Here is an 18908-nt window from a genome sequence, read left to right as displayed (position 1 = left end):
CGGGGGAAACAGCGGCGGGTGGGCACCGGGGGAATCAGCCGGGGGTGATCGCCGGCGTGCCGACCGGCCCGCCTAACCCCGCTTGACCGCCTTCAGCACCACGAACTTCGGGTCGCTCGCGACCAGTCGGCTGTTGCCGAACAGGCGGCGCAGCGCCACGTGGTAGTTCAGGTGCCGGTTGCCGACCACCCACAGCTCGCCGCCCGGCCGCAGCGCCCGCTTCGCCCCGGTGAACATCCGCCACGCCGTGGCGTCGGTGGTCGCCTGGTGGGAGTGGAACGGCGGGTTGTTGAGGACCACGTCGACACTGCCGGCCGCGACCCCGGCGAGTCCGTCCCCGACCCGGAACTCGGCATGCCCCGGCACCCCGTTGGCCTTGTAGGTGGCCTCGGCCGACGCCACCGCCTGGAACGACTCGTCGACGAACAGCACCTCGGCCGTCGGATCGGCCACCGCCACCGCCGTTCCCACGACCCCGTTGCCGCACCCCAGGTCCACGAAGCGCCGGCCGCCCTCGGGCAGATGCCCCAGGAAGAACCGCGTGCCGATGTCGAGCCGGTCCGCGCAGAACACCCCGGCGTGGTTGACGACCGTACGCCCGGAGACCGCGCCGACGCCGTCCGGCAGTGCGTAGCTGTAGGGCCACGGATTCTCCGGGCGCTCCAGCGACGGGTCGGGGGTGCAGTGGATCAGCCTGGCCTTCTGCTCGGCGAGCGAGGTCCTGGTCGGCCCGAGGATCCGCTCGAACAACCGGAGCGTCGAGGTGTGGATCTCCTTCACCATGCCGGTGCCGATCACGACCGTGCCCGCGTGCACGGCGGGCGCCAGCCGCAGCAGCTGGTCCTCCAGCAGCGCCAGGCTCTTCGGCACCCGCACCAGCAGCACGTCCACCCGGTCCGGCGGCGGGTCCTGGGTGGTGAGCAGCTGCACGGCACCCGGCTCGACACCCGCCCGCGCCAGGTTCACGCGGGTCGCCTCCTGACTCAGGTACGAGTCGGTGATCTGCACCGGCCGGTGCTCCGCCAGCGCCGTGACCAGCGCGCCCCAGCGGTCGCCGAGCACCACGACCGTGCCGTCCGTGCGGACCCGCTCCCGGTCGAGATACCGGAGCAGATACGCGTCGGAGGCGTCCCAGGCACGCAGCCGGTCGCGCGGGTCCTCGGGGAAGCGGGACAGTTCGACCTCGCCCCACGGAGTCGTCATACGGTCGCTCATCGTGCGTCCAGGCTAGCGGAACCCCAGCTCAGGCCCGGTCGGGCAGGATGGGGGCATGGAGGACGAGCTGTTCCCGAGGGCGTGCGCCCAGGTCGCGCCGGGCGCCGTGCACGTCCCGGACTGGCTGAGCGCGGAGCGTCAGCGTGAGCTCCTGGCCGCCTGCCGTGACTGGGCCCGGCCGCCCGCCGGACTGCGCACGGTCCGCACACCCGGCGGCGGCACCATGACCGCCCGCCAGGTCTGCCTGGGCTGGCACTGGCACCCGTACGCCTACGCCCGCACGGTCGTCGACGGCGACGGCAGCCCGGTCAAGCCGTTCCCGGCCTGGCTCGACCAACTGGCCCGCGGCGCGGTCACCGACGCGCTGGGCCCGGCGGCGGTCGGCGGATTGTCGTACGACATCGCACTGATCAACTTCTATGACGCGGACGCCCGCATGGGCATGCACCGTGACGCCGACGAACGTTCGAACGCGCCGGTGGTGTCGCTGAGTCTGGGGGACAGGTGCGTCTTCCGCTTCGGCAACGCGGAGAGCAGGGGCAAGCCGTACACGGACGTGGAGCTGAGGTCCGGGGACCTGTTCGTGTTCGGGGGAGAGTCGCGGCTCGCCTATCACGGGGTGCCGAGGGTGTACCCGGGCACGGGACCGGCGGAGCTGGGCCTCACCGGCCGGTTGAACGTCACGCTGAGAGTGAGTGGCTTGTGACCGACCCCGGCCGGCGCGCGCCCCACGGGCGCGCGGGGAACCGCGCGACCAGCCCCGACGCCGCCGCACCTTTGATGCGGCCCCTCCGGAGGATCATGGCAGACTCCCTCTCATGAGCGGCAAGGTGTCCCCCGGCCCGACGGGGAACGGAACCTCGAAACCCCGGTTGGACAGAGGACGCGGCGCACTCGGCCCCGCCCTGGAACTCGTGCACACCGGCCGCGCCCCCACCCGCGCCGTCCTGACCGCGGAACTCGGCGTCACCCGGGCCACCGCCGGCGCCGTCGCCGCCGAACTGGAGGCGCTCGGCCTGATCAGGGTCGACGCCCACCCCGGTGCCGCCGCCGGTTCCCAGGGCCGCCCCTCGCACCGGCTGGAGGTCGCCGAGTACGGCCCCGTCGCGCTCGCCGCCCAGGTGCACGCCGACGGTTTCCGCGCGGCGCTCGTCGGACTGGGCGGCCGTATCGTCGCCACCGCCCCCGGCTGCGAGACGGTCGACGCCGACCCGGCGAAGGTGCTCGGCTCGGTCGTCGAGGCGGGCGCGGACCTGCTGCGCGGCACCGGCCTGCGCTGCGTCGGCGCCGGGCTCGCCGTGCCGTCCGCGGTCGCCGAACCGGAGGGCCTGGCCCTCAACCCCCTGCACCTGGCCTGGCCGGTGGGCGCCCCGGTACGCCGGATCTTCGCGGAGTGCGTGCGCGCGGCCGGTATCACCGGTCCGGCGTTCGCGGGGAACGACGTGAACCTCGCCGCGCTCGCCGAGCACCGGCACGGCGCGGGCCGCGGCGCCCGGGACCTGCTGTGCGTGGCCACCGGACACCGCGGCGTCGGCGGCGCGCTGGTCCTGGACGGCCGTCTGCACACCGGCAGTTCGGGTCTGGCCCTGGAGGTCGGCCATCTCACCGTCAACCCCGAGGGGCGCCCCTGCCACTGCGGCAGCCGGGGCTGTCTGGACGTCGAGGCGGATCCCCTCGCCCTGCTCATCGAGGCGGGCCGCGAGCCCGGCCCCGAGGTGTCGCTGCTGCGGCAGGCCGAGGACCTGGTCCGCGACCACTACGGCGACCCCACCGTCCGCGGGGCCGCGGAGGCCCTGATCGACCGTCTCGGCCTGGGCCTGGCCGGACTGGTCAACATCCTCAACCCCGACCGCATCATCCTCGGCGGCCTGCACCGCACCCTGCTGGACGCCGACCCCGAGCGGCTGCGCGCGGTCGTCGCCGACCGCAGTCTGTGGGGGCAGAGCGGCAGCGTGCCGATCCTGCCGTGCACGCTCAGCCACAACAGCCTCGTGGGAGCTGCCGAGTTGGCCTGGCAGCCGGTGCTGGACGACCCACTGGCGGCACTGCGGTAGCCGCCGCTCACCACTGACGGCCGGGTGGCAGCCGGTGCCGGCCGGGTGCCGACATGTGCAGCACCTGGAACACGTCCCCCTCGGCCTCCGGAGCGGCGTGCGTCCAGAGCGAGAAGCGGACCAGCTCCCAGCGGCCCGGGTCCACGGCGGCCGCCGCCAGCACGGCACCGTCCTCGTCCGCGGTCCGCCGCGTCTCCCGCACCACGTCCGCCATCAGCTCGGCCAACTCGACCCCGTCGGGCACGGGTTCGCGCCGCCGTACCGCGAACGCCGCCGGTGCGCCGGCCGCCGTGCCCTCCTCGTACGCGAGCCCCGTCCACTGCCGGGCCGCGGGCCGCCCGAAGTCGTTCACGAGTCCCTGGAAGGGGCCTCCCCACAGGAAGCGGTTCATGCCCTCCACGGTGTCCCAGAGGTAGAACGGCGCGTACTGGTTGACCGGCGAGCCGTGCACACCGCGCTCGCGCAGCAGGTACGCCTTGATGCCGAGGCCGTCCCAGTCGTCGAGCAGATGCGCGACGCGCGCCACCCGGTCGCGGACGACACCGGTGTCGTAGTCGGCCGGGAGGGTCAGCTCGTACTGAAGGGCATGCATACCGGGGGCTTCCTCTCGGTGGTCGTGACGTCAACTCCTCAGCAGGGACAGCAGTCCGCGCACCCCGGCGTCGAACGCGGCCGGTGAACCGGAGGCCCGGGCCAGGACGTAACCGCCCTGGACGGTGGCGAGGATCGTCGCGGCGACCTCCCCGCTGTCCACGTGCGGCCCGAACTGCCCCTGCGCCTTGCCCTCTTCGACGGTCCCGGCGATCAGCTCCCGGATCCGGTCGAGCGTCCGGTCGACCGGCGCCCGCAGTTCGTCGCTGGCGACGACCTCCGGGTCCATGGTCAGCCGCCCGACGGGACAGCCGCGCAACACGTCGCGCTCGCGCCGCAGATACGCCTCGATCCGCTCGTACGGTGTGCCGGGCCCGGTGAGCAGACCCTCGGCGGAAGCCAGCAACTCCTCGGCGGTGCGCCGGATCGCGGCCAGCGCCAGCTCGGGCTTGCCCCTGAAGTGGTGGTACATGCTGCCCTGGCCCGCGTCGGCGCGCTCCAGGACGGCCCTCGGGCTGGTGCCGACGTATCCGCGTTCCCACAGCAGCTCACGTGTGGCTTCGATCAACCGCTCCGACGTGCTCACACGAGGACTGTACATACCAGTAGTTACAGAACGCCAGGCCCCGGGGAGCAGAGCGGCCGCCGCCGCGTACTCCCCGGGAGGTACGGCCACTGTCGTCGGCCGCACGACGACCCGGGCCCCTCTCCGGAGCCAGGCTCCAGGCATCGCACGAGACCTGCCGACGGAGGAGTCGAACCGACATGCAGACCCTGGCGAACTGGGACGGCGGACCCGGCCCGTGGATCCTGTTCTTCCCGCTGATCTGGGCGGCCGTCGTGATCGGCGCCGTCACCTTCCTGCGCCGCACCGGCCGGCGCGGGCGCGGCGCACCCTGGCTCCCGGCGGACACCGGGCGCCCGTCCGGTGACTCGCCGCTCGCGGTCCTCGGCCGTCGCTTCGCCTCCGGCGAGATCGACGAGGACGAGTACTGGCGCAGGCTGTCCGTCCTGGAGGAGCACTTCGGCCGTATCGGCAAGGGCGGTGCCGCATGAGCACGACGACCGTACTGCGGGCCGCCGCCCGGGTGGTGGGCGCCGTGAAGGTGTACGGCGGCGGCGACACCGCCGTACACGCCCTCGACGGCGTGGACCTGGCGTTCCCGGTGGGCCGTTTCACGGCGATCATGGGCCCCTCCGGTTCCGGGAAGTCCACCCTGATGCACTGCGCGGCCGGTCTCGACACCCTCACCTCGGGCGCCGCGTACATCGGCGACACCGAACTGGGCCCGCTCGACGACCGGCGGCTGACGCTGCTGCGCCGCGACCGGATCGGCTTCGTCTTCCAGGCGTTCAACCTGGTGCCGACGCTGACCGTGGCGGAGAACATCACCCTGCCACTGGACCTGGCGGGCACCGGCGGCGACCCGGAGTGGATCGACGCGCTCGTCGACGTCGTGGGGCTGCGCGACCGGCTGCGCCACCGGCCCGCCGAGCTCTCCGGCGGGCAGCAGCAACGCGTCGCCGTGGCACGGGCGTTCGCGGACCGCCCCGAGGTCGTCTTCGCCGACGAGCCGACCGGAAACCTGGACTCGCGCTCCGGCGCGGAGGTCCTCGGCCTGCTCGGTGACGCGGTACGCGAGACGGGCCGCACGGTCGTGATGGTCACCCACGACCCGGTGGCCGCCGCCCACGCCGACGAGGTCGTCTTCCTCGCCGACGGACGCCTGGTGGACCGCATGGAGTCCCCGACCGCCGACCGGGTGCTGGACCGGCTGAAGGCCTTCGAGGTGCGTCGGACTCGGCCGGGGCGTCGCCGAAGTCGACGGCAGGGGAAGGGCGTTGACGGTGACCGATCCGGCCGCCCTGGCCCGTACCTTCGACCTCGGCACCGTCCAGGGCTCCCTCACCGGGCTCGGCGCCGACGGCATCGCCGTCACCCGGACGGAGGCCGACCGGCAGCACCTGCGTCCCGGTGACACCGCCCGCCTCACCTTCACCGACGGCAGGCGGCAGGACTTCACCGTCCGCGCGGTGTACGGGCGGTCCGAACTCGTCGGGGACTACGTCATCACCCGAGCGGCCTGGGCTCCGCACGCGATCCAGGACTCCGACACCCTGGTGGCCGTCGCCCTGAGACCAGGGGTGGGCACGGCCGCGGGCCGGGCGGCGGTCGCCGCGGTGGCCGCGCGGTACGGCGACCCGCGGGTGCAGACCCGGGACGAGTACGCGCGGTCCTCCGCGGGCGGCATCGACATGATGCTGACCCTCGTCTACGCGCTCCTGGCCCTGGCCGTCCTCATCGCGCTGCTCGGCATCGCCAACACCCTGACCCTGGCCGTCCACGAACGCACCCGCGAACTCGGCCTGTTGCGGGCGGTCGGCCAGACCCGCGCCCAGCTGCGCGCGATGGTCCGCCGGGAGTCGGTCCTGGTCGCCGCCTTCGGCACCGCCGGCGGGATCGCCCTCGGTGCCTTCCTCGGCTGGGTCCTGGTCCGGGCCTCGGACGGTGCGAGCGACACCGCGTTCGCCTTCGCCGTCCCGCCGGTCCGACTGGCGGTCGTGGCGATGGTCGGACTGGCGGCGGGCGCCCTCGCGGCCCTGCGCCCGGCCCGCCGGGCGGCGCGCCTGGACGTCCTGCGGGCCGTCGCCACGGAGTATCCGCGCGGCGGCACCCCGGTGAGAAGCCTCACCGCCCGCTCAACTGACGACAGCCGAGCGGGCGGGAGCGTGTCCGGCGGCGGAGACACCGGTGGCCGTGTGCGTGGCAGCGGGGACGGGAGCCCCGGCGGCCACCTGTGCGGCGCCCGGAGATCCGGTGCTCGCGTGTGCGGCGGCCGGGGAGCCGGTGCTCGCGTGTGCGGCGGCCGGGGAGCCGGCCATCGCGTGGGCGGGGGCCGGCATGCCCGCGGTCGCGGGTTCCGCCGCCACGATCCTGCGGGGCACCGGTTCGGCCGCACGGTGCGGCGGCCGGGTCGCCTGCGGGGTGGAGGTCGGCGCCGGCAAGGTGAACCACACGACCTTGCCGTCGTCGTGCGGCCGCACCCCCCAGCTCTCGCTGACCGCGGCCACCATCGCCAGCCCCCGGCCGCAGGTGGCCATGGGTGTGGCGGTCGTGCCCTCCCCGACCACGGGGAGGCGCGGATCGTGGTCGCGCACCGACACCGTGAGCCGGTCGAGCTGGAGCTCGATCTCCACGGTGCAGTTCTTGTCCGGCTGGGCATGCCGGTGGACGTTGGTGAGCAGCTCGGTCACACCGAGCGCGGCCCGGTCGATGAGCGGGTCGAGACGCCAGTAGCGCAATTGCGCAGATACGATTCTGCGGACCTGACCGATCCGCGAGGGCAAGGCTTGAAGCTCCACCGAGCAGTGTCTGCTTGGGTGTTTGATCACGGCTGCGACTCCCCGACGTGAGGTCCGGAAGAACACGGGAGAACGGATCCAGCGAGGCGCCGTCCAGGGGGCCGCCTGCTGTCGTGGCCGGCGGGCTGGTTCGCAGCGTTATCGCCGGTAAACCCAGAGTGACGTGTGACAAGCGTGACCCAGTGCGTACGGTCCCGCAACTCGCCGTGGTTCAGCGGTCCCGTCCCGCGGCCCGTCGTACCGCTTCGATGAAGCGGCGCGCGGCGGGCGGCCCGGGCTCGCCCGGCGCCGGGTCGTGGTCACCCAGGGTGAGTGAGTAGCGCTGGCCGTTGAGGTCGGCCAGGGCCCGGTCCTCCGACGCGAACCACGGCTTGGAGGCCCGTACCGCCTGCACGGGCGCGCTGTCGATCTCGCTGCCGTAACTCGTCAGCAGTTGCAGCCTGCCGTCCCTTATCCGGACCTGTCCGGCCCGGGTGAGCGAACGCAGCCGCTTGTCGATCCGTACGCCCGTCGCCGTGAACTCCGGCTCCGTCATCGTGCCCCGCCCCTTCGACTGCCTCGGTGGCCGGCCCGGCGGCTTGTGGCCCCGGCCGGCCTGCTCCGGCTCGTGTCGTGAACCCAGTGTGCGCCCCCGTTCGGGACGTTCGTCCCGTCGGGTCGCAGTCTGCCCGCCCCCGGCGAGGAGCACCAGTACGCACGGACCGCCGGGCGGGGGGCGCTCGGAGCACTCGGCGCAATGCGCCCCCCGAAAAGATCGCGCCAGGTCTCCTGGGTGCTCGCCGGCTTGCCCCGGGTGTTCCCCAGGGGTGCCTTTGAGTCGCCCAAAGTTGCGTTTATGCAGGTGAGAAGCGTGTGGAAGATGTCTATGATCGATGCGTCGGCCGCGTTCGGGCGTCGTCGGCGCGACGTGTGAGGAGCCCTGTCGTGAGCACCACCCCGCAGATCCAGACCGGCGCCACCCTCGACGCCGACCGCAGTGACCCCGCCTACCGTGACTGGCTCAAAGAGGCCGTCCGCAAGGTCCAGGCGGACGCGAACCGTTCGGCGGACACCCACCTGCTGCGCTTCCCGCTGCCCGAGGCGTGGGGCATCGACCTCTACCTCAAGGACGAGTCGACCCATCCCACCGGCAGCCTCAAGCACCGGCTGGCCCGCTCCCTCTTCCTGTACGGCCTGTGCAACGGCTGGATCCGGCCGGGCCGCCCCGTGATCGAGGCGTCCAGCGGCTCGACGGCCGTCTCCGAGGCGTACTTCGCCAAGCTGATCGGCGTGCCCTTCATCGCCGTCATGCCACGCACGACCAGCGCCGAGAAGTGCAGGCTCATCGAATTCCACGGCGGGCAGTGCCACTTCGTGGACGACTCCCGGAAGATGTACGAGGAGTCCGCACGTCTGGCGGCGGAGACCGGCGGCCACTACATGGACCAGTTCACCTACGCCGAGCGGGCCACGGACTGGCGCGGCAACAACAACATCGCCGAATCCATCTTCCGCCAGCTGGAGTTGGAGAGGTTCCCGGAACCTGCGTGGATCGTCGCCACGGCGGGCACCGGCGGTACCTCGGCGACGCTCGCGCGCTATGTCCACTACACCCAGCGCGACACCCGTATCTGTGTCGCCGACCCCGAGAACTCCTGTTTCTTCGAGGGCTGGACCACCGGTGATCCGGACGTCACCTGTGACTGCGGCTCCCGGATCGAGGGCATCGGCCGGCCGCGCATGGAGCCGAGCTTCGTCCCGGGCGCCATCGACCGGATGATGAAGGTGCCGGACGCGGCGAGCGTGGCCGCGGTACGGGCACTGGAGCGGACGATCGGCCGCCGCGCGGGCGGCTCCACCGGCACCGGCCTGTGGAGCGCGCTGAAGATCGTCTCCGAGATGGTGGCACAGGGACGCACGGGCAGTGTGGTGACGCTGCTGTGCGATCCGGGGGACCGCTATCTGGACAAGTACTACTCGGACGCCTGGGTGGCGGAACAGGGGCTGGACCTCACGCCGTACACCACGGCGATCGAGTCGCTGCTGCGCACGGGGGTCTGGCCCGACTGAAAGTCAGCCGGTGTCCGAAAGCCGGTGGTCCAGTGCGGTGACCGCGTCCCGGAACGCCCGGCCCAGGCCCGCGCGTGCCGCCCGGACCGCGAGCCGGAACGGCGCCGTGCCGGCCACGGCGAAGGTCCACCGCACGCGGGTGCCGGCGCCGGACGGGGCGAGCCGCCACTCCTCGGCGATGGCGTGGGCGCCGGGCACGTTGGTCAGGTCGACCCGGTAGGCGTACACCTCCGCCTTCTCGGCCGCGATGACCGTCTCCCGGAAGCGGCCGCCGCCCTTGAGCCGGACGGCGCGGCCGGCGCCGTCGTCCAGCGACTCGGCGTGCGTCACCGCGGCGAACCACTCCGCCCAGCCGGGCACGTCGTCGTTGAGCGCGTGGAAGACCCGGTCGGGCGGCGCGGACATCTCCCGGGCGAACACCAGGCGTACGGGCGCGGTCTCGACGAAGTCGAGCCCCACGGGGCGCAGTCGACGCGGCATGGGCGTGAACCCCCTTGGCCAGAAAGGCGGTTGACCGGACCCGTCACGATAACTGACGTGCCGTCAGAAGTCTGCCCCGTCCGGTGGTCAGTCCTCCGACTCGCCCGCGACCACCAGCCGGCGCAGATGCTCGGAGATCTCCGCGCGCGCGTCGGCGGGCAGCCCTGCATCCGTGACCAGCGTGTCGACCTGCTCCAGCTTGGCGAACGAACTCAGCCCCACGGTGCCCCACTTGGTGTGGTCGGAGACCACCACGACCCGGCGCGCCGACTGCACCAGCCGGCGGTTGGTCTCGGCCTCCGCCAGGTTCGGCGTGGACAGCCCCGCCTCCACCGATATGCCGTGCACGCCGAGGAACAGCAGGTCGAAGTGGAGCGCGGCGATCGCCTGGTCGGCCACCGGCCCCACCAGCGAGTCCGAGGGTGTGCGCACACCGCCGGTCAGGACCACCGTCGCCGCGCCCTGCCGCTGTCCGGAGACCCGCTGCGCGGCGTGGAACACGTCCGCGACCCGCACCGAGTTCGTCACCACGGTCAGGTCGGGGACCTCCAGGAGCTGGTGGGCCAGCGCGTACGTCGTCGTACCGCCGGACAGCGCGATCGCCGTCCCCGGCACGACCAGTTCGGCGGCGGCCCGGGCGATGTCCTCCTTGGCCGTGAGCTCGAGGCCCGACTTGGCCTCGAACCCCGGCTCGTGCGTGCTCGCCTCGACCACCGGCACCGCACCGCCGTGCACCTTCTCCAGCACGCCCTGGCGGGCCAGTGCGTCCAGGTCCCGGCGCACGGTCATGTCCGAGACGCCGAGCTTGCGGGTCAGCTCGTTGACCCGTACGCCGCCCCGGCGCCGGACCTCGTCCAGGATCAGGGCGCGGCGCTGCTCCGCGAGGAGGTTCTGGTTCTCACTCACGTACGCTCCGGTCCTCTCGCCTCAAGCCGTCCGACACGTCCGGCGTACCAGCTCCGACCAGGCGATTCCGTTCGGTTCCGGTGCGCGGGCGCCCCATCCTTTCACGGGACCACACCGGTTGCGCCACTCCCTGTGTCGCTGCGCACATGTCATTCGGTCACCACGTGTTGCACCAGGTGTCACACACAACGGGGAGATTCCGTAAGAAGTGGTGTGCGTCACACCCGGATCGGAGATCCTGGAACGCGCACGGACAGACCATCGGCTCGGCACGGGGGAAGTGCGAGAAGAGTGGAACGCGCGCCAGAACGCACCGCCGGCGATCCCGCCGGGCGGCCGACAGCGAAGGATCCCGCGCCCGCCCGCCGGGCCACCACGGCCCCGGCCGGCTTACCGGAGATCGACCTGGAACTGCTCGTGCACGGCGTCGGCGGTACGACGCCCGGGAAGATGCTCGACGATCCGCGCACGGTCCGGATCACCGGCGACGCCACCGCCGCCGTCTTCCGCCGGGCCGAGGACGTCGACGCCGAGTCCCGGCCCGGCGACTACCGCGACCGCCCGGTGCCGGAGGCCTACGTCTGGTGCAACCTGACCTCCGGCAACGCCTCCCGCGCCCTGTGGCTCCTGCTCCTGCCGTTCATGGTGGTCAACCTCGCCCACTGGATGCGCCCCGCCGCCCAGGACCGGCCGCGCACCGTCCGCTTCTACGGCCTGCTGGTCCGCCTCGCCGGGCTCACCCTCACGGTGCTGTTCGTCGCCGCCGCCTGCGAGGTGGCCCTCGACCTCACCGCCTGGCAGTGCGCGGGAGTCACGGCCTGCGCCCGCCGGCACACCTGGCTCGGCTTCCTCTCCCCGGCCGGTTCGCACGGCGGCTGGTGGAGCCTCCCGGGCCGCCGGCTCGCCCTGGCCGCCCTGGCGCCCACCGCGCTGACCGCCCTGCTCTGGTACCTCTCGCACCGCACCTGGAGCGCCTACGAGTCCACCCGGCCCATCACCCTCGACGCCGAACCCGGCCACACCTCGCTGGGCAGCCCGGGCTTCTGGTACGGGCGCCGGCTGGTCGCCCGGCTGCGCGCCGCCCACACCACCGCCGGCCTGCTCACCGTCGCCGCCGCCGTCCTCGCACCGGCGGCCGCCTTCGACCGCCGGCCGGGCGGAGCCGCCGTACTGGACGCGCTCGGCCGGCTGCTGACCGGCGCGCTGGCCGTCGGCGCGGTGGCCGTGGTGTGGGTGGTCTGCCGCCGGGGCCGCACCGAGAACCTCCCCGACCAGGAACTCGACCGGCACCTCGTACGACGCCTGCCCCTGGTCGCGCTCACCCTGCTGGTGCTGGTCACGTTGTACGCCGCCTGGTCCCGGCCGGGATGGCGTTCCACGGGGCGGCTCGCCGGGGACACCACCTTCGGCGGCCTGGCCCTGGCCCAGGGCGCGCTGGTGGTCGCCCTCGGCCTCGTCGCCCTCGACCTGCACCGCAGGCTCCCCGACCCGCGCGCCGCGATGCGCGGCCTGGGCGGCCCCGCGGTCGCCCTGCTGGCCTGCGCGCTGGGCGGGGTGATGTCGGGCGGGGTCGCCCAGCGGGTCGCCGACTGGCTGGACGGCACGGGCGCCTCCATCCCCGGGCCGCCGGTGCTGCTGACCTGGCAGGCCTCGGTGATCCCGCCCGTCCTCGTGGTGCTCCTCGCCGCCGTCGCCCGGCTGTCCTGGCTCACGTCACGGCTCAGCCGCGCCGACCGGGCCGCCGTGGACCGGGAGCATCCCGGTGAGCCGGAGGACATCGCGCGCACCCGCCGGATCGCCCGGGTCCGGGCCATGGCCGCCCTCACCGACCGGACGCCGTCCGTGGTCACCGTGCTGTGCGCGACCACGCTGGTGCTGGGCGCCGGGGCGCTGGCGGGCGCCCTGACCACCGGGAAGACACCGGACGGGGCCGCCGACCGCATGTACGCGCCGGTGCACGGCGCGGCCGAGGCCTCACAGGCGCTCGGCTCCTGGCTGGTGGGCCTCGGCTTCATACTCTTCGTCACCTGGGGCCGGCGCGCCTACAAGGACGCCGCCGCCCGGCGCACCATCGGCATCCTCTGGGACGTCGGCACCTTCTGGCCGCGTGCCGCCCACCCCTTCGCCCCGCCCTGCTACGCCGAGCGCGCGGTGCCCGACCTGACCTGGCGGATGGACACCTGGACCCGGCGCACCGGCGGCCGGCTGGTCCTCTCCGGCCACTCCCAGGGCAGCGTCCTCGCGGCCGCCGCGGCCTGGCAGCTGACCCCGCCGGTACGCGCGCGGGTCGCCCTGCTGACGTACGGTTCCCCACTGGAGCGGTTGTACGGCCGCTGGTTCCCGGCCCACTTCGGCCCGGCCCAGCTCGATGCCCTGCACCGCGACGTCGCCTGCTGGCGCAACCTCTACCGGCCCACCGACCCCATCGGCGGCCCCGTCCGGATCGCCGACGGCGACGGCCCCGAGGTCGACCACCCGCCCCTCAAGGACCCGCTCGCCTACGGACGCACGCCGGGCCATCCGCTGCCCGCCCCCATCCTGGGGCACTCCGACTACCAGGCGGACCCGGCCTTCGCCGAGGAACGGGAACGGCTGCTGGCGCGCCTGCGTCCGGACCTGCCCGGACCACGGCCGCGACCGACCACGTGATCAGGCGAGTCCGGGCAGGTCCTCGGCGTACAGCAGGGTGAGGTCGTCGGTGGTCGGGTCGGCGAGCTGGGCCACCCGGCTCGCGTGCCGTTCCACCATCGCCTCGAAGGTCTGCCGCGCGGTACGGCCGTTGCCGAACGCGGGGCCCTTCGGGATCGCCGTGAAGTACTTCAGCAGCGCCTCGGACGCACCCGGCGCCAGTCGGTACTCGTGCTCGTCGGCCTGCTGCCCCACGATCCGCAGCAGCTCCTCGGGGCCGTAGTCGCTGAAGGTGATGGTCCGGGAGAAACGCGACGCCACACCGGGGTTGACCGAGAGGAAGCGCTCCATCTCCGCGGTGTACCCCGCGACGATCACCACCACCGCGTCCCGGTGGTCCTCCATCAGCTTCACCAGCGTGTCGATGGCCTCCTTGCCGAAGTCCCGCCCGGCGTCCTCCGGCGACAGGGCGTACGCCTCGTCGATGAACAGCACACCGCCGTGCGCCCGCTGGAAGGCCTCCTGGGTGCGGATCGCCGTGGAACCGATGTGCTCGCCGACCAGGTCGACCCGGGACACCTCGACCAGATGGCCCTTCTCGAGCACGCCGAGGGAGGCGAGGATCTCACCGTAGAGCCGGGCGACCGTGGTCTTCCCGGTGCCGGGGGAGCCCGTGAAGACGAGGTGCCGCTTGACCGACGCGGCCTTCAGCCCGGCTTGCCGGCGGCGGCGGCCGACCTCGATCATGTCGGTCAGCGCCCGCACCTCGCGCTTGACGCTGTCCAGACCGACCAGCGCGTCGAGTTCACCGAGCACGGCCGTGGAGGTCCGGGCCGGCTCCTCGGGGGCCGCCGGGGTGAGCAGGGGTTCCTGCTCGGTGCTGCGCTGACCGGGGATCGCCCCCAGCAGGCCGGAGGACTGGTACGACGTCTGCACGGCCGTCTCCCGCGCGGTGGACGGCCGCAGGCTGCCGCTCTCGTCGCTGGTGCAGTCCTCCACCACGGGTCCGGTGCCCGAGTCCGCGTCCGGCCCGCCCTCCGCGAACTCGTAACCCCCGCGCGCGCACCGCTCCGTGCGGCACTTGCGCAGTGTCGTACGGCAGCCGTCGATCACGTGGAAGCCGTAGCCGCCGCTGCCCGTGACCCGGCAGTTCAGGAAGGAGCCCCGGCCGCCCGCCGACACGTAGAAACCGGCCTCCGCGGGGGAGTCCACCGAGCACCGCTCGATGGTGGGATCGGCGCCCTTGGTGACGATCACCCCGGTCTGGGTGCCGTCCACCGTGCAGTTGTTGAGGGTGCCGCCGCTGCCGTGGTCGCGGAACCAGGCACCGGTGGCCGCGTCCCGGATCCGGCAGTCGTCCAGCTGCGCGGTCGCCCCGTCGCTCACCGACACGGCCGTGTTGCGCACCTGCGACAGATCGCTGTCGACGACGTCCGCGCGGGAGCCGCGGTCCAGCACGAACAGCGCGTCCGGCACGTCGTGCACCCGGCAGGAGTCCAGGACGGCGGTGGCGCCGTCGCTCACCCACACCGCCGGGTAGTCACCGGTGCTGTCGAAGATCTCGCACTGGTTGGCGTCGACACGGGTCCCGGGGTCCCACACCGACAGCCCGTTGCGGCCGAACTGACGCACCGTCGTGCGGGTCAGCGTGAGCACCGAACGCGAACGAAGGTCGACCGCGTTCTCCGGGATGTCGTGGATACGGCAGTCGGCGAGGGTGAGCACCGCGTCGGTGTCGAGCGTGACGCCGTCGCCAGTGGTGCGGTGCACGTCGCAGTCGGTCAGATGCGCCGTGGCCCGCGCGGTGACCTGCACGCCGGAGCCGCGCACCTCGTAGATCTCGCACCCCACCGCCTCCAGCGCGGAGCCCTCCCCGGTGGCCGTCACACCGGTGCCCGAGGCGTGGTGGATCCGGCAGCGGTCCAGCCGCGGGTGGCCGCCGCCGCGCACCGCCACGCCCGCCTGGCCCGCCGCCACCACCTCGCACTCCTCGAACACCCCACCGCCGCCGTCGAGTACCGCGATGCCGATGCCGGCCGGGTTGTCCACGGTGCACCGCCGCACGGTCGGCCGGGCACCGCCGCGGACCTCGATCCCGGCGGCGGACCGGGTGACGATCCGTACGTCCAGCAGCTCGGGCGTGCCCTCCTCGACCAGCAGTGCGGGTGCCGCCGCGTCCTGGCCCTCGACGTGCAGGTCCTGTACGACCGCCGAGGCGCGCACGGTCAGCGGCACCCCGTCCGCGGGCGCGATCCGGACCGAGCCGGGCGAGCCCTCCGGTCCGCGCAGCGTCACGGCGCGCTGGACGACGAGGTTCTCGCGGTAGGTGCCGGGCGCGACCGTGAGGACGTCGCCGTCGGCGGCGGCCTCCAGGGCGGCGGCGAGCGATGCGTACTCACCCGTGCGGCGTCGCCACCGCGATGTGCCGGTGTGCGTCACCTGGACCGTGCCCTGTGCCATGGCGTTGCCGTGCCCCCACCTCGTCGTACAGATCGCTCGCTCGTCTCGGGGCGGTACCGCGGACGGTGCTCGCCCCTGTGGTTCGCTCGCGCGCGGGTCGATGCCGAATGCGCTTCGGCCGGTCCACCGTAGCGTGCGCCGAGGCGATGGGTTGACCAGAGACAAAAGGCCGTCAGCTGCCCGTGCCGGCCTTGCCCCAGTCCGGACCCGCCCGGTCCCAGGCCTGGTCCCAGCGCGCGTACCTGCGGCGGACCATGCGCCAGACGATCAGCCGTCGGGCACTGTCGACCAGCCCCGCGGTGAGCAGGGCGGCGCCGAAGCCGGCCAGCACGGCGTGTGTCGTCGCCGTCGTGGAGTCCAGCGGGCGGGCCGTTATCAGGCCGTGCGGGTCCGTCCAGACGTCGAAGTGGTCGCCCTTGTGGGGGGACTTGAGAGTCGTGAGGACCGGGCCGTGCCGATGGCTGCCGTCCGGTCCGGTCCAGTCGGCGAGGACCCGGCTGCGGGTGTCGTGGGCGCTGGTGGTGTCGGGATCGGGCTCCACCGGGGCACCGCCCAGTCTGCGCACCACCGTGGCCACGACGAGGTGCCGGTCGTGCTGCTGCTGCCGGACGGACCGCTGGAGGGCGCCCTGGGCGGCGGCGCCGACGACCGCGCCCAACAGCGGTGCGGCCACCGCGATCAGCACCAGTGTCACCAGGGCCACCCAGGCCTCGATCAGGTCGGTCGAGCGGCGCAGCGGATTGCGCCGCCAGCGCCACAGGCCGCGGATCGCTCGCATCGGCCACCACCCCCTTCCCGCTCCGTGATAACCCCACCCGGACCGTTCACCCGCGGACCCCTGCCGAAGAGAGAGGGAAATCACCCCGGCGGGACTTTCGTCGACTTCTCACGACGGTCAACGACCGGACCGTGGGCCCGGGTTCCCGTCGCGACGGAGATCACTCGGACCGGGTCACCGGCGGGTTCGAGGCAGGGCGGGGCGGTGGCCGGGGCGGGAGCAGGGGTGGGAGCAGGGGTGGGAGCAGGGACGGACGGCGCGCGGCCAGAAGGCGCCGACCGTCCCCGAGGACGCCGATGGTGGGCGGGGCGGAGGGCCGAGGCGAGCGGGCGGGCGCGCCGCGGCACGCGGCCGTAAGCGGCGGGGCGCTGCGGCATGCGGCCGTAAGCGGCGGGGCGCTGCGGCATGCGGCCGTAAGCGCTGCGCGGGGGCGCTGCGGTACGCGGCCGTCGGCGCGGTGCGCTGCGGCATGCGGTCCGAGAAGGTGCGCGGTCGGCGGGCCCTCGCGGGGGTGACCGCCCTGCGTTGCTGCCCGGTCAAGAGTGTCCGGGGGCCCGAGCCGTGGTCCGGGGCGGCTCCGGGGCGGGTGTCGGCTCCGGGACGGGCACCGTCAGGGGCGGCCGTCCGGACGCGGGCACACGAACATCGCCGCCGGACAGCGGTTCGGCGGCGTGACGGCACGGCATGGCCGGCGGCGCCGACTGACGACCCTTCCCCCGTCGTCGATCAGAGCCCGGCGCTGCTCACCGGCCGGCGCCGACGGTCTCAGGACGGCCTGCCGGGGCGGGCGGCCCCGGAGCGCCTTGACCAAGGTGAGCGTGGACGAACCGCGGCCCGGCGTCCCCATGACGTCGTCGTGCCGGCCGGCACCGACATCCGGGGGTCGCCGGTCAGTAGCCGCGGTACTGCTGCTGTTGCTGGTTGTTGTACGGGTCCTGGTACGGAGCGGGCTGCGCGGGGCGCGGAGCCGCCGGGCGCATCGCCTCGTAGCCCGTGCCGCCCATCATGGGACGGGGCTGCTGGGGCTGCTGCGCCGGGTAGCCGCGCGGGCCAGTCGCCTGCTGGGGGATGTACGCGGCGGGCGCCTGTTGCAGCGGGGCGGGCTGCTGCATCTGCTGCGGGTAGCCGTAGCCCGGGGCGGCCTGGGAGGGGCCTGCCGGAAGGGCGGGCAGTGCCGACGGCAGGGCAGGCAGGTTCAGGCCGCCGCTCGTGTCGTAGGCGGGAGGGACCCGGATCGGGGCGATCTGAGGGGTGCCCCGTTCGGCCACGAGCGAGTCGTAGATCGGGGTGTCCGGGAAGGAGGCGGAGTAGTAGCCGCCGCCATAGGTGGAGCGGGGGGAGGTCATGGCACATAAGGTAAGCCCACGATGTGCTGGTTGGGGAGACCGATAAGAGGGTTGTTTTCCGTGTCGGCGGTGACGCCGGATCCCCAATCCGAGCGAACTCGGCAAAAAAGGACGGCAATCGGCGTCTTGATCGTGTAAAGGCCGAGTTCCGGGGCCGTTACCGGCAGTTGGCGGGGGATCTTCCTGTGCCGTTCGTGGGCGTTCCCTGTCCCCCGGAATAGGTTGTGCGGGTAGGGATGACCTGGGACCGCCGGGGTGCGCCCGGCATGCCGACACTGATGGGGGCGGACATGTCAATGTCGAAAGGATCCAATACGCCGGTGCCGACCACGGCGCTGCGTGTCGAATTGGGCTGGCGCTCCGGTCCGGGCGTGCCCGACGCGGACGCCTCGGCGCTGCTGCTGGTCGCCGGGAAAGTGCGCTCCGACGGGGACTTCGTCTTCTACAACCAGCCGTCGCACGCCTCCGGCGCGGTCCGGCACGAGGGCAAGCGGCGCTCCGGCGACCAGGTCACCGACACGCTTTTCGTCGACCTCGCGCGCGTGGAGGCCCCGATCGAGCAGATCGTCCTCGCGGCCTCCGCCGACGGCGGGACCTTCGGGCAGGTTCCCGGTCTCTACATCGAGGTACGGGACGCGGCGTCCGGAAATGTGGCCGCCAGATTCGACAGCTCCGGCGCGACCGTAGAAACCGCTTTCGTATTCGGTGAGTTGTACCGCCGTCAGGGCGGCTGGAAGTTCCGCGCGGTGGGGCAGGGTTACGGCAGCGGACTCGAAGGGCTCGCGACCGACTTCGGGATCACGGTGGACGAGCCGCAGCATGCGCAGCAGCCCCCCGTTTCCCGGGCCGCCCCACCGGCCCCCGCTCCCGCCCCGCTCCCGTCGACCCCGGTCGCCCCGAGCCCGGTCCCCCCGGCTCCGGTCCCCCCGGCCCCCGCCCCGGTTCCGCCGCCGCCCGGAGGGCTCCCTTTCCCGCAGTCCCCGGCGCCGACCTCGGCGGGGCTGCCCGTCCCGCCGTCCCCCTCGGCCGCCCCCGTAC

Annotated in this window: 16 protein-coding genes and 2 pseudogenes; 8 read left to right on the top strand and 10 right to left on the bottom strand. The window is 73.5% G+C overall.

The window, feature by feature from the left end:
* Positions 1–72: 72 nt before the first annotated feature.
* Positions 73–1203, bottom strand: a complete 1131-nt coding sequence (locus tag AAW13_RS27625; RefSeq protein ID WP_046729286.1) for a methyltransferase — start codon at positions 1201–1203, stop codon at positions 73–75.
* Positions 1204–1270: 67 nt separating this feature from the next.
* On the opposite strand from AAW13_RS27625, the gene AAW13_RS27620 reads away from it, so the two are divergent.
* Both AAW13_RS27620 and AAW13_RS27615 read left to right on the top strand, forming a co-directional pair.
* Positions 1271–1921, top strand: coding sequence for an alpha-ketoglutarate-dependent dioxygenase AlkB family protein (locus AAW13_RS27620; RefSeq protein WP_046729285.1), 651 nt, complete (start codon positions 1271–1273; stop codon positions 1919–1921).
* Between the two features lie 112 nt (positions 1922–2033).
* Positions 2034–3269, top strand: coding sequence for an ROK family protein (locus AAW13_RS27615; RefSeq protein ID WP_046729284.1), 1236 nt, complete (start codon positions 2034–2036; stop codon positions 3267–3269).
* Positions 3270–3276: 7 nt separating this feature from the next.
* Here the strand turns inward: AAW13_RS27615 and AAW13_RS27610 are convergent, their stop codons facing one another.
* Both AAW13_RS27610 and AAW13_RS27605 read right to left on the bottom strand, forming a co-directional pair.
* Complete coding sequence (locus AAW13_RS27610; RefSeq protein ID WP_046729283.1) at positions 3277–3861, bottom strand: DUF4865 family protein; 585 nt, start codon at positions 3859–3861, stop codon at positions 3277–3279.
* Positions 3862–3891: 30 nt separating this feature from the next.
* On the bottom strand, positions 3892–4461 hold the full coding sequence (locus AAW13_RS27605) for a TetR/AcrR family transcriptional regulator (protein WP_046729282.1): 570 nt from the start codon (positions 4459–4461) through the stop codon (positions 3892–3894).
* 164 nt (positions 4462–4625) lie between these two features.
* On the opposite strand from AAW13_RS27605, the gene AAW13_RS27600 reads away from it, so the two are divergent.
* From AAW13_RS27600 to AAW13_RS47665, 3 genes and pseudogenes are all read left to right on the top strand, one after another.
* Positions 4626–4916, top strand: coding sequence for an SHOCT domain-containing protein (locus AAW13_RS27600; protein WP_046729281.1), 291 nt, complete (start codon positions 4626–4628; stop codon positions 4914–4916).
* Positions 4913–5839 carry an ABC transporter ATP-binding protein gene (locus tag AAW13_RS27595; protein ID WP_240528756.1) on the top strand — a complete coding sequence of 309 codons (927 nt, stop codon included), beginning with the start codon at positions 4913–4915 and terminating at the stop codon, positions 5837–5839. The genes AAW13_RS27600 and AAW13_RS27595 overlap by 4 nt, the downstream gene beginning before the upstream one ends.
* 277 nt (positions 5840–6116) lie before the next feature.
* Positions 6117–6482, top strand: a pseudogene (locus tag AAW13_RS47665) (FtsX-like permease family protein); the annotation flags it as partial.
* A gap of 335 nt (positions 6483–6817) precedes the next feature.
* On the opposite strand, the pseudogene AAW13_RS47035 reads toward AAW13_RS47665, so the two are convergent.
* Together AAW13_RS47035 and AAW13_RS27580 are read right to left on the bottom strand one after the other, a co-directional pair.
* Positions 6818–7253 (bottom strand): annotated as a pseudogene (locus tag AAW13_RS47035) (ATP-binding protein); the annotation flags it as partial.
* A gap of 181 nt (positions 7254–7434) precedes the next feature.
* Positions 7435–7758, bottom strand: coding sequence for a hypothetical protein (locus tag AAW13_RS27580; protein WP_046729279.1), 324 nt, complete (start codon positions 7756–7758; stop codon positions 7435–7437).
* 389 nt (positions 7759–8147) lie between these two features.
* Here AAW13_RS27580 and cds1 point away from each other — a divergent pair, with 389 nt between their 5' ends.
* On the top strand, positions 8148–9272 hold the full coding sequence (cds1, locus tag AAW13_RS27575; protein ID WP_046729278.1) for an L-cysteine desulfhydrase Cds1: 1125 nt from the start codon (positions 8148–8150) through the stop codon (positions 9270–9272).
* Positions 9273–9275: 3 nt separating this feature from the next.
* Here the strand turns inward: cds1 and AAW13_RS27570 are convergent, their stop codons facing one another.
* Positions 9276–9752: an SRPBCC family protein gene (locus AAW13_RS27570; RefSeq protein ID WP_046729277.1), complete on the bottom strand. Its 477-nt coding sequence runs from the start codon at positions 9750–9752 to the stop codon at positions 9276–9278.
* A gap of 87 nt (positions 9753–9839) precedes the next feature.
* Positions 9840–10658: a DeoR/GlpR family DNA-binding transcription regulator gene (locus tag AAW13_RS27565; RefSeq protein WP_046729276.1), complete on the bottom strand. Its 819-nt coding sequence runs from the start codon at positions 10656–10658 to the stop codon at positions 9840–9842.
* 399 nt (positions 10659–11057) lie between these two features.
* Between AAW13_RS27565 and AAW13_RS27560 the strand changes: the two genes are divergently transcribed.
* Complete coding sequence (locus AAW13_RS27560) at positions 11058–13307, top strand: hypothetical protein (RefSeq protein ID WP_046729376.1); 2250 nt, start codon at positions 11058–11060, stop codon at positions 13305–13307.
* Here the strand turns inward: AAW13_RS27560 and AAW13_RS27555 are convergent, their stop codons facing one another.
* The 3 genes from AAW13_RS27555 to AAW13_RS27545 all read right to left on the bottom strand — a co-directional run bounded on the left by AAW13_RS27555 (position 13308) and on the right by AAW13_RS27545 (position 17870).
* Entirely contained in the window at positions 13308–15746 is a 2439-nt protein-coding gene (locus AAW13_RS27555; protein ID WP_046729275.1) for a right-handed parallel beta-helix repeat-containing protein, read from the bottom strand.
* A gap of 172 nt (positions 15747–15918) precedes the next feature.
* Positions 15919–16524, bottom strand: coding sequence for an Rv1733c family protein (locus AAW13_RS27550; protein ID WP_046729274.1), 606 nt, complete (start codon positions 16522–16524; stop codon positions 15919–15921).
* An 890-nt stretch (positions 16525–17414) separates the two neighbouring features.
* A complete protein-coding gene (locus AAW13_RS27545; protein WP_046729273.1) occupies positions 17415–17870 on the bottom strand; it encodes a DUF6643 family protein in 456 nt (151 codons plus the stop codon).
* A gap of 278 nt (positions 17871–18148) precedes the next feature.
* Here AAW13_RS27545 and AAW13_RS27540 point away from each other — a divergent pair.
* A partial coding sequence (locus AAW13_RS27540) for a TerD family protein (RefSeq protein ID WP_167391739.1) occupies positions 18149–18908 on the top strand: 760 nt, incomplete at its 3' end.

Source organism: Streptomyces humi (assembly GCF_001005085.2).
In the GTDB taxonomy this organism is placed as follows: Bacteria; Actinomycetota; Actinomycetes; order Streptomycetales; family Streptomycetaceae; genus Streptomyces; species Streptomyces humi.
This window is presented reverse-complemented; position numbering and strand designations above follow the sequence as displayed.

Excerpts from the sequence above, each read along its gene's own strand:
- AAW13_RS27605 (WP_046729282.1), bottom strand. The coding sequence starts at position 4,461 with ATGTACAGTCCTCGTGTGAGCACGTCGGAGCGGTTGATCGAAGCCACA.
- AAW13_RS27610 (WP_046729283.1), bottom strand. The coding sequence starts at position 3,861 with ATGCATGCCCTTCAGTACGAGCTGACCCTCCCGGCCGACTACGACACC.
- AAW13_RS27570 (WP_046729277.1), bottom strand. The coding sequence starts at position 9,752 with ATGCCGCGTCGACTGCGCCCCGTGGGGCTCGACTTCGTCGAGACCGCG.
- AAW13_RS27600 (WP_046729281.1), top strand. The coding sequence starts at position 4,626 with ATGCAGACCCTGGCGAACTGGGACGGCGGACCCGGCCCGTGGATCCTG.
- AAW13_RS27620 (WP_046729285.1), top strand. The coding sequence starts at position 1,271 with ATGGAGGACGAGCTGTTCCCGAGGGCGTGCGCCCAGGTCGCGCCGGGC.
- AAW13_RS27595 (WP_240528756.1), top strand. The coding sequence starts at position 4,913 with ATGAGCACGACGACCGTACTGCGGGCCGCCGCCCGGGTGGTGGGCGCC.
- AAW13_RS27615 (WP_046729284.1), top strand. The coding sequence starts at position 2,034 with ATGAGCGGCAAGGTGTCCCCCGGCCCGACGGGGAACGGAACCTCGAAA.
- AAW13_RS27625 (WP_046729286.1), bottom strand. The coding sequence starts at position 1,203 with ATGACGACTCCGTGGGGCGAGGTCGAACTGTCCCGCTTCCCCGAGGAC.
- AAW13_RS27580 (WP_046729279.1), bottom strand. The coding sequence starts at position 7,758 with ATGACGGAGCCGGAGTTCACGGCGACGGGCGTACGGATCGACAAGCGG.
- AAW13_RS27555 (WP_046729275.1), bottom strand. The coding sequence starts at position 15,746 with ATGGCACAGGGCACGGTCCAGGTGACGCACACCGGCACATCGCGGTGG.
- AAW13_RS27545 (WP_046729273.1), bottom strand. The coding sequence starts at position 17,870 with ATGACCTCCCCCCGCTCCACCTATGGCGGCGGCTACTACTCCGCCTCC.
- AAW13_RS27550 (WP_046729274.1), bottom strand. The coding sequence starts at position 16,524 with ATGCGAGCGATCCGCGGCCTGTGGCGCTGGCGGCGCAATCCGCTGCGC.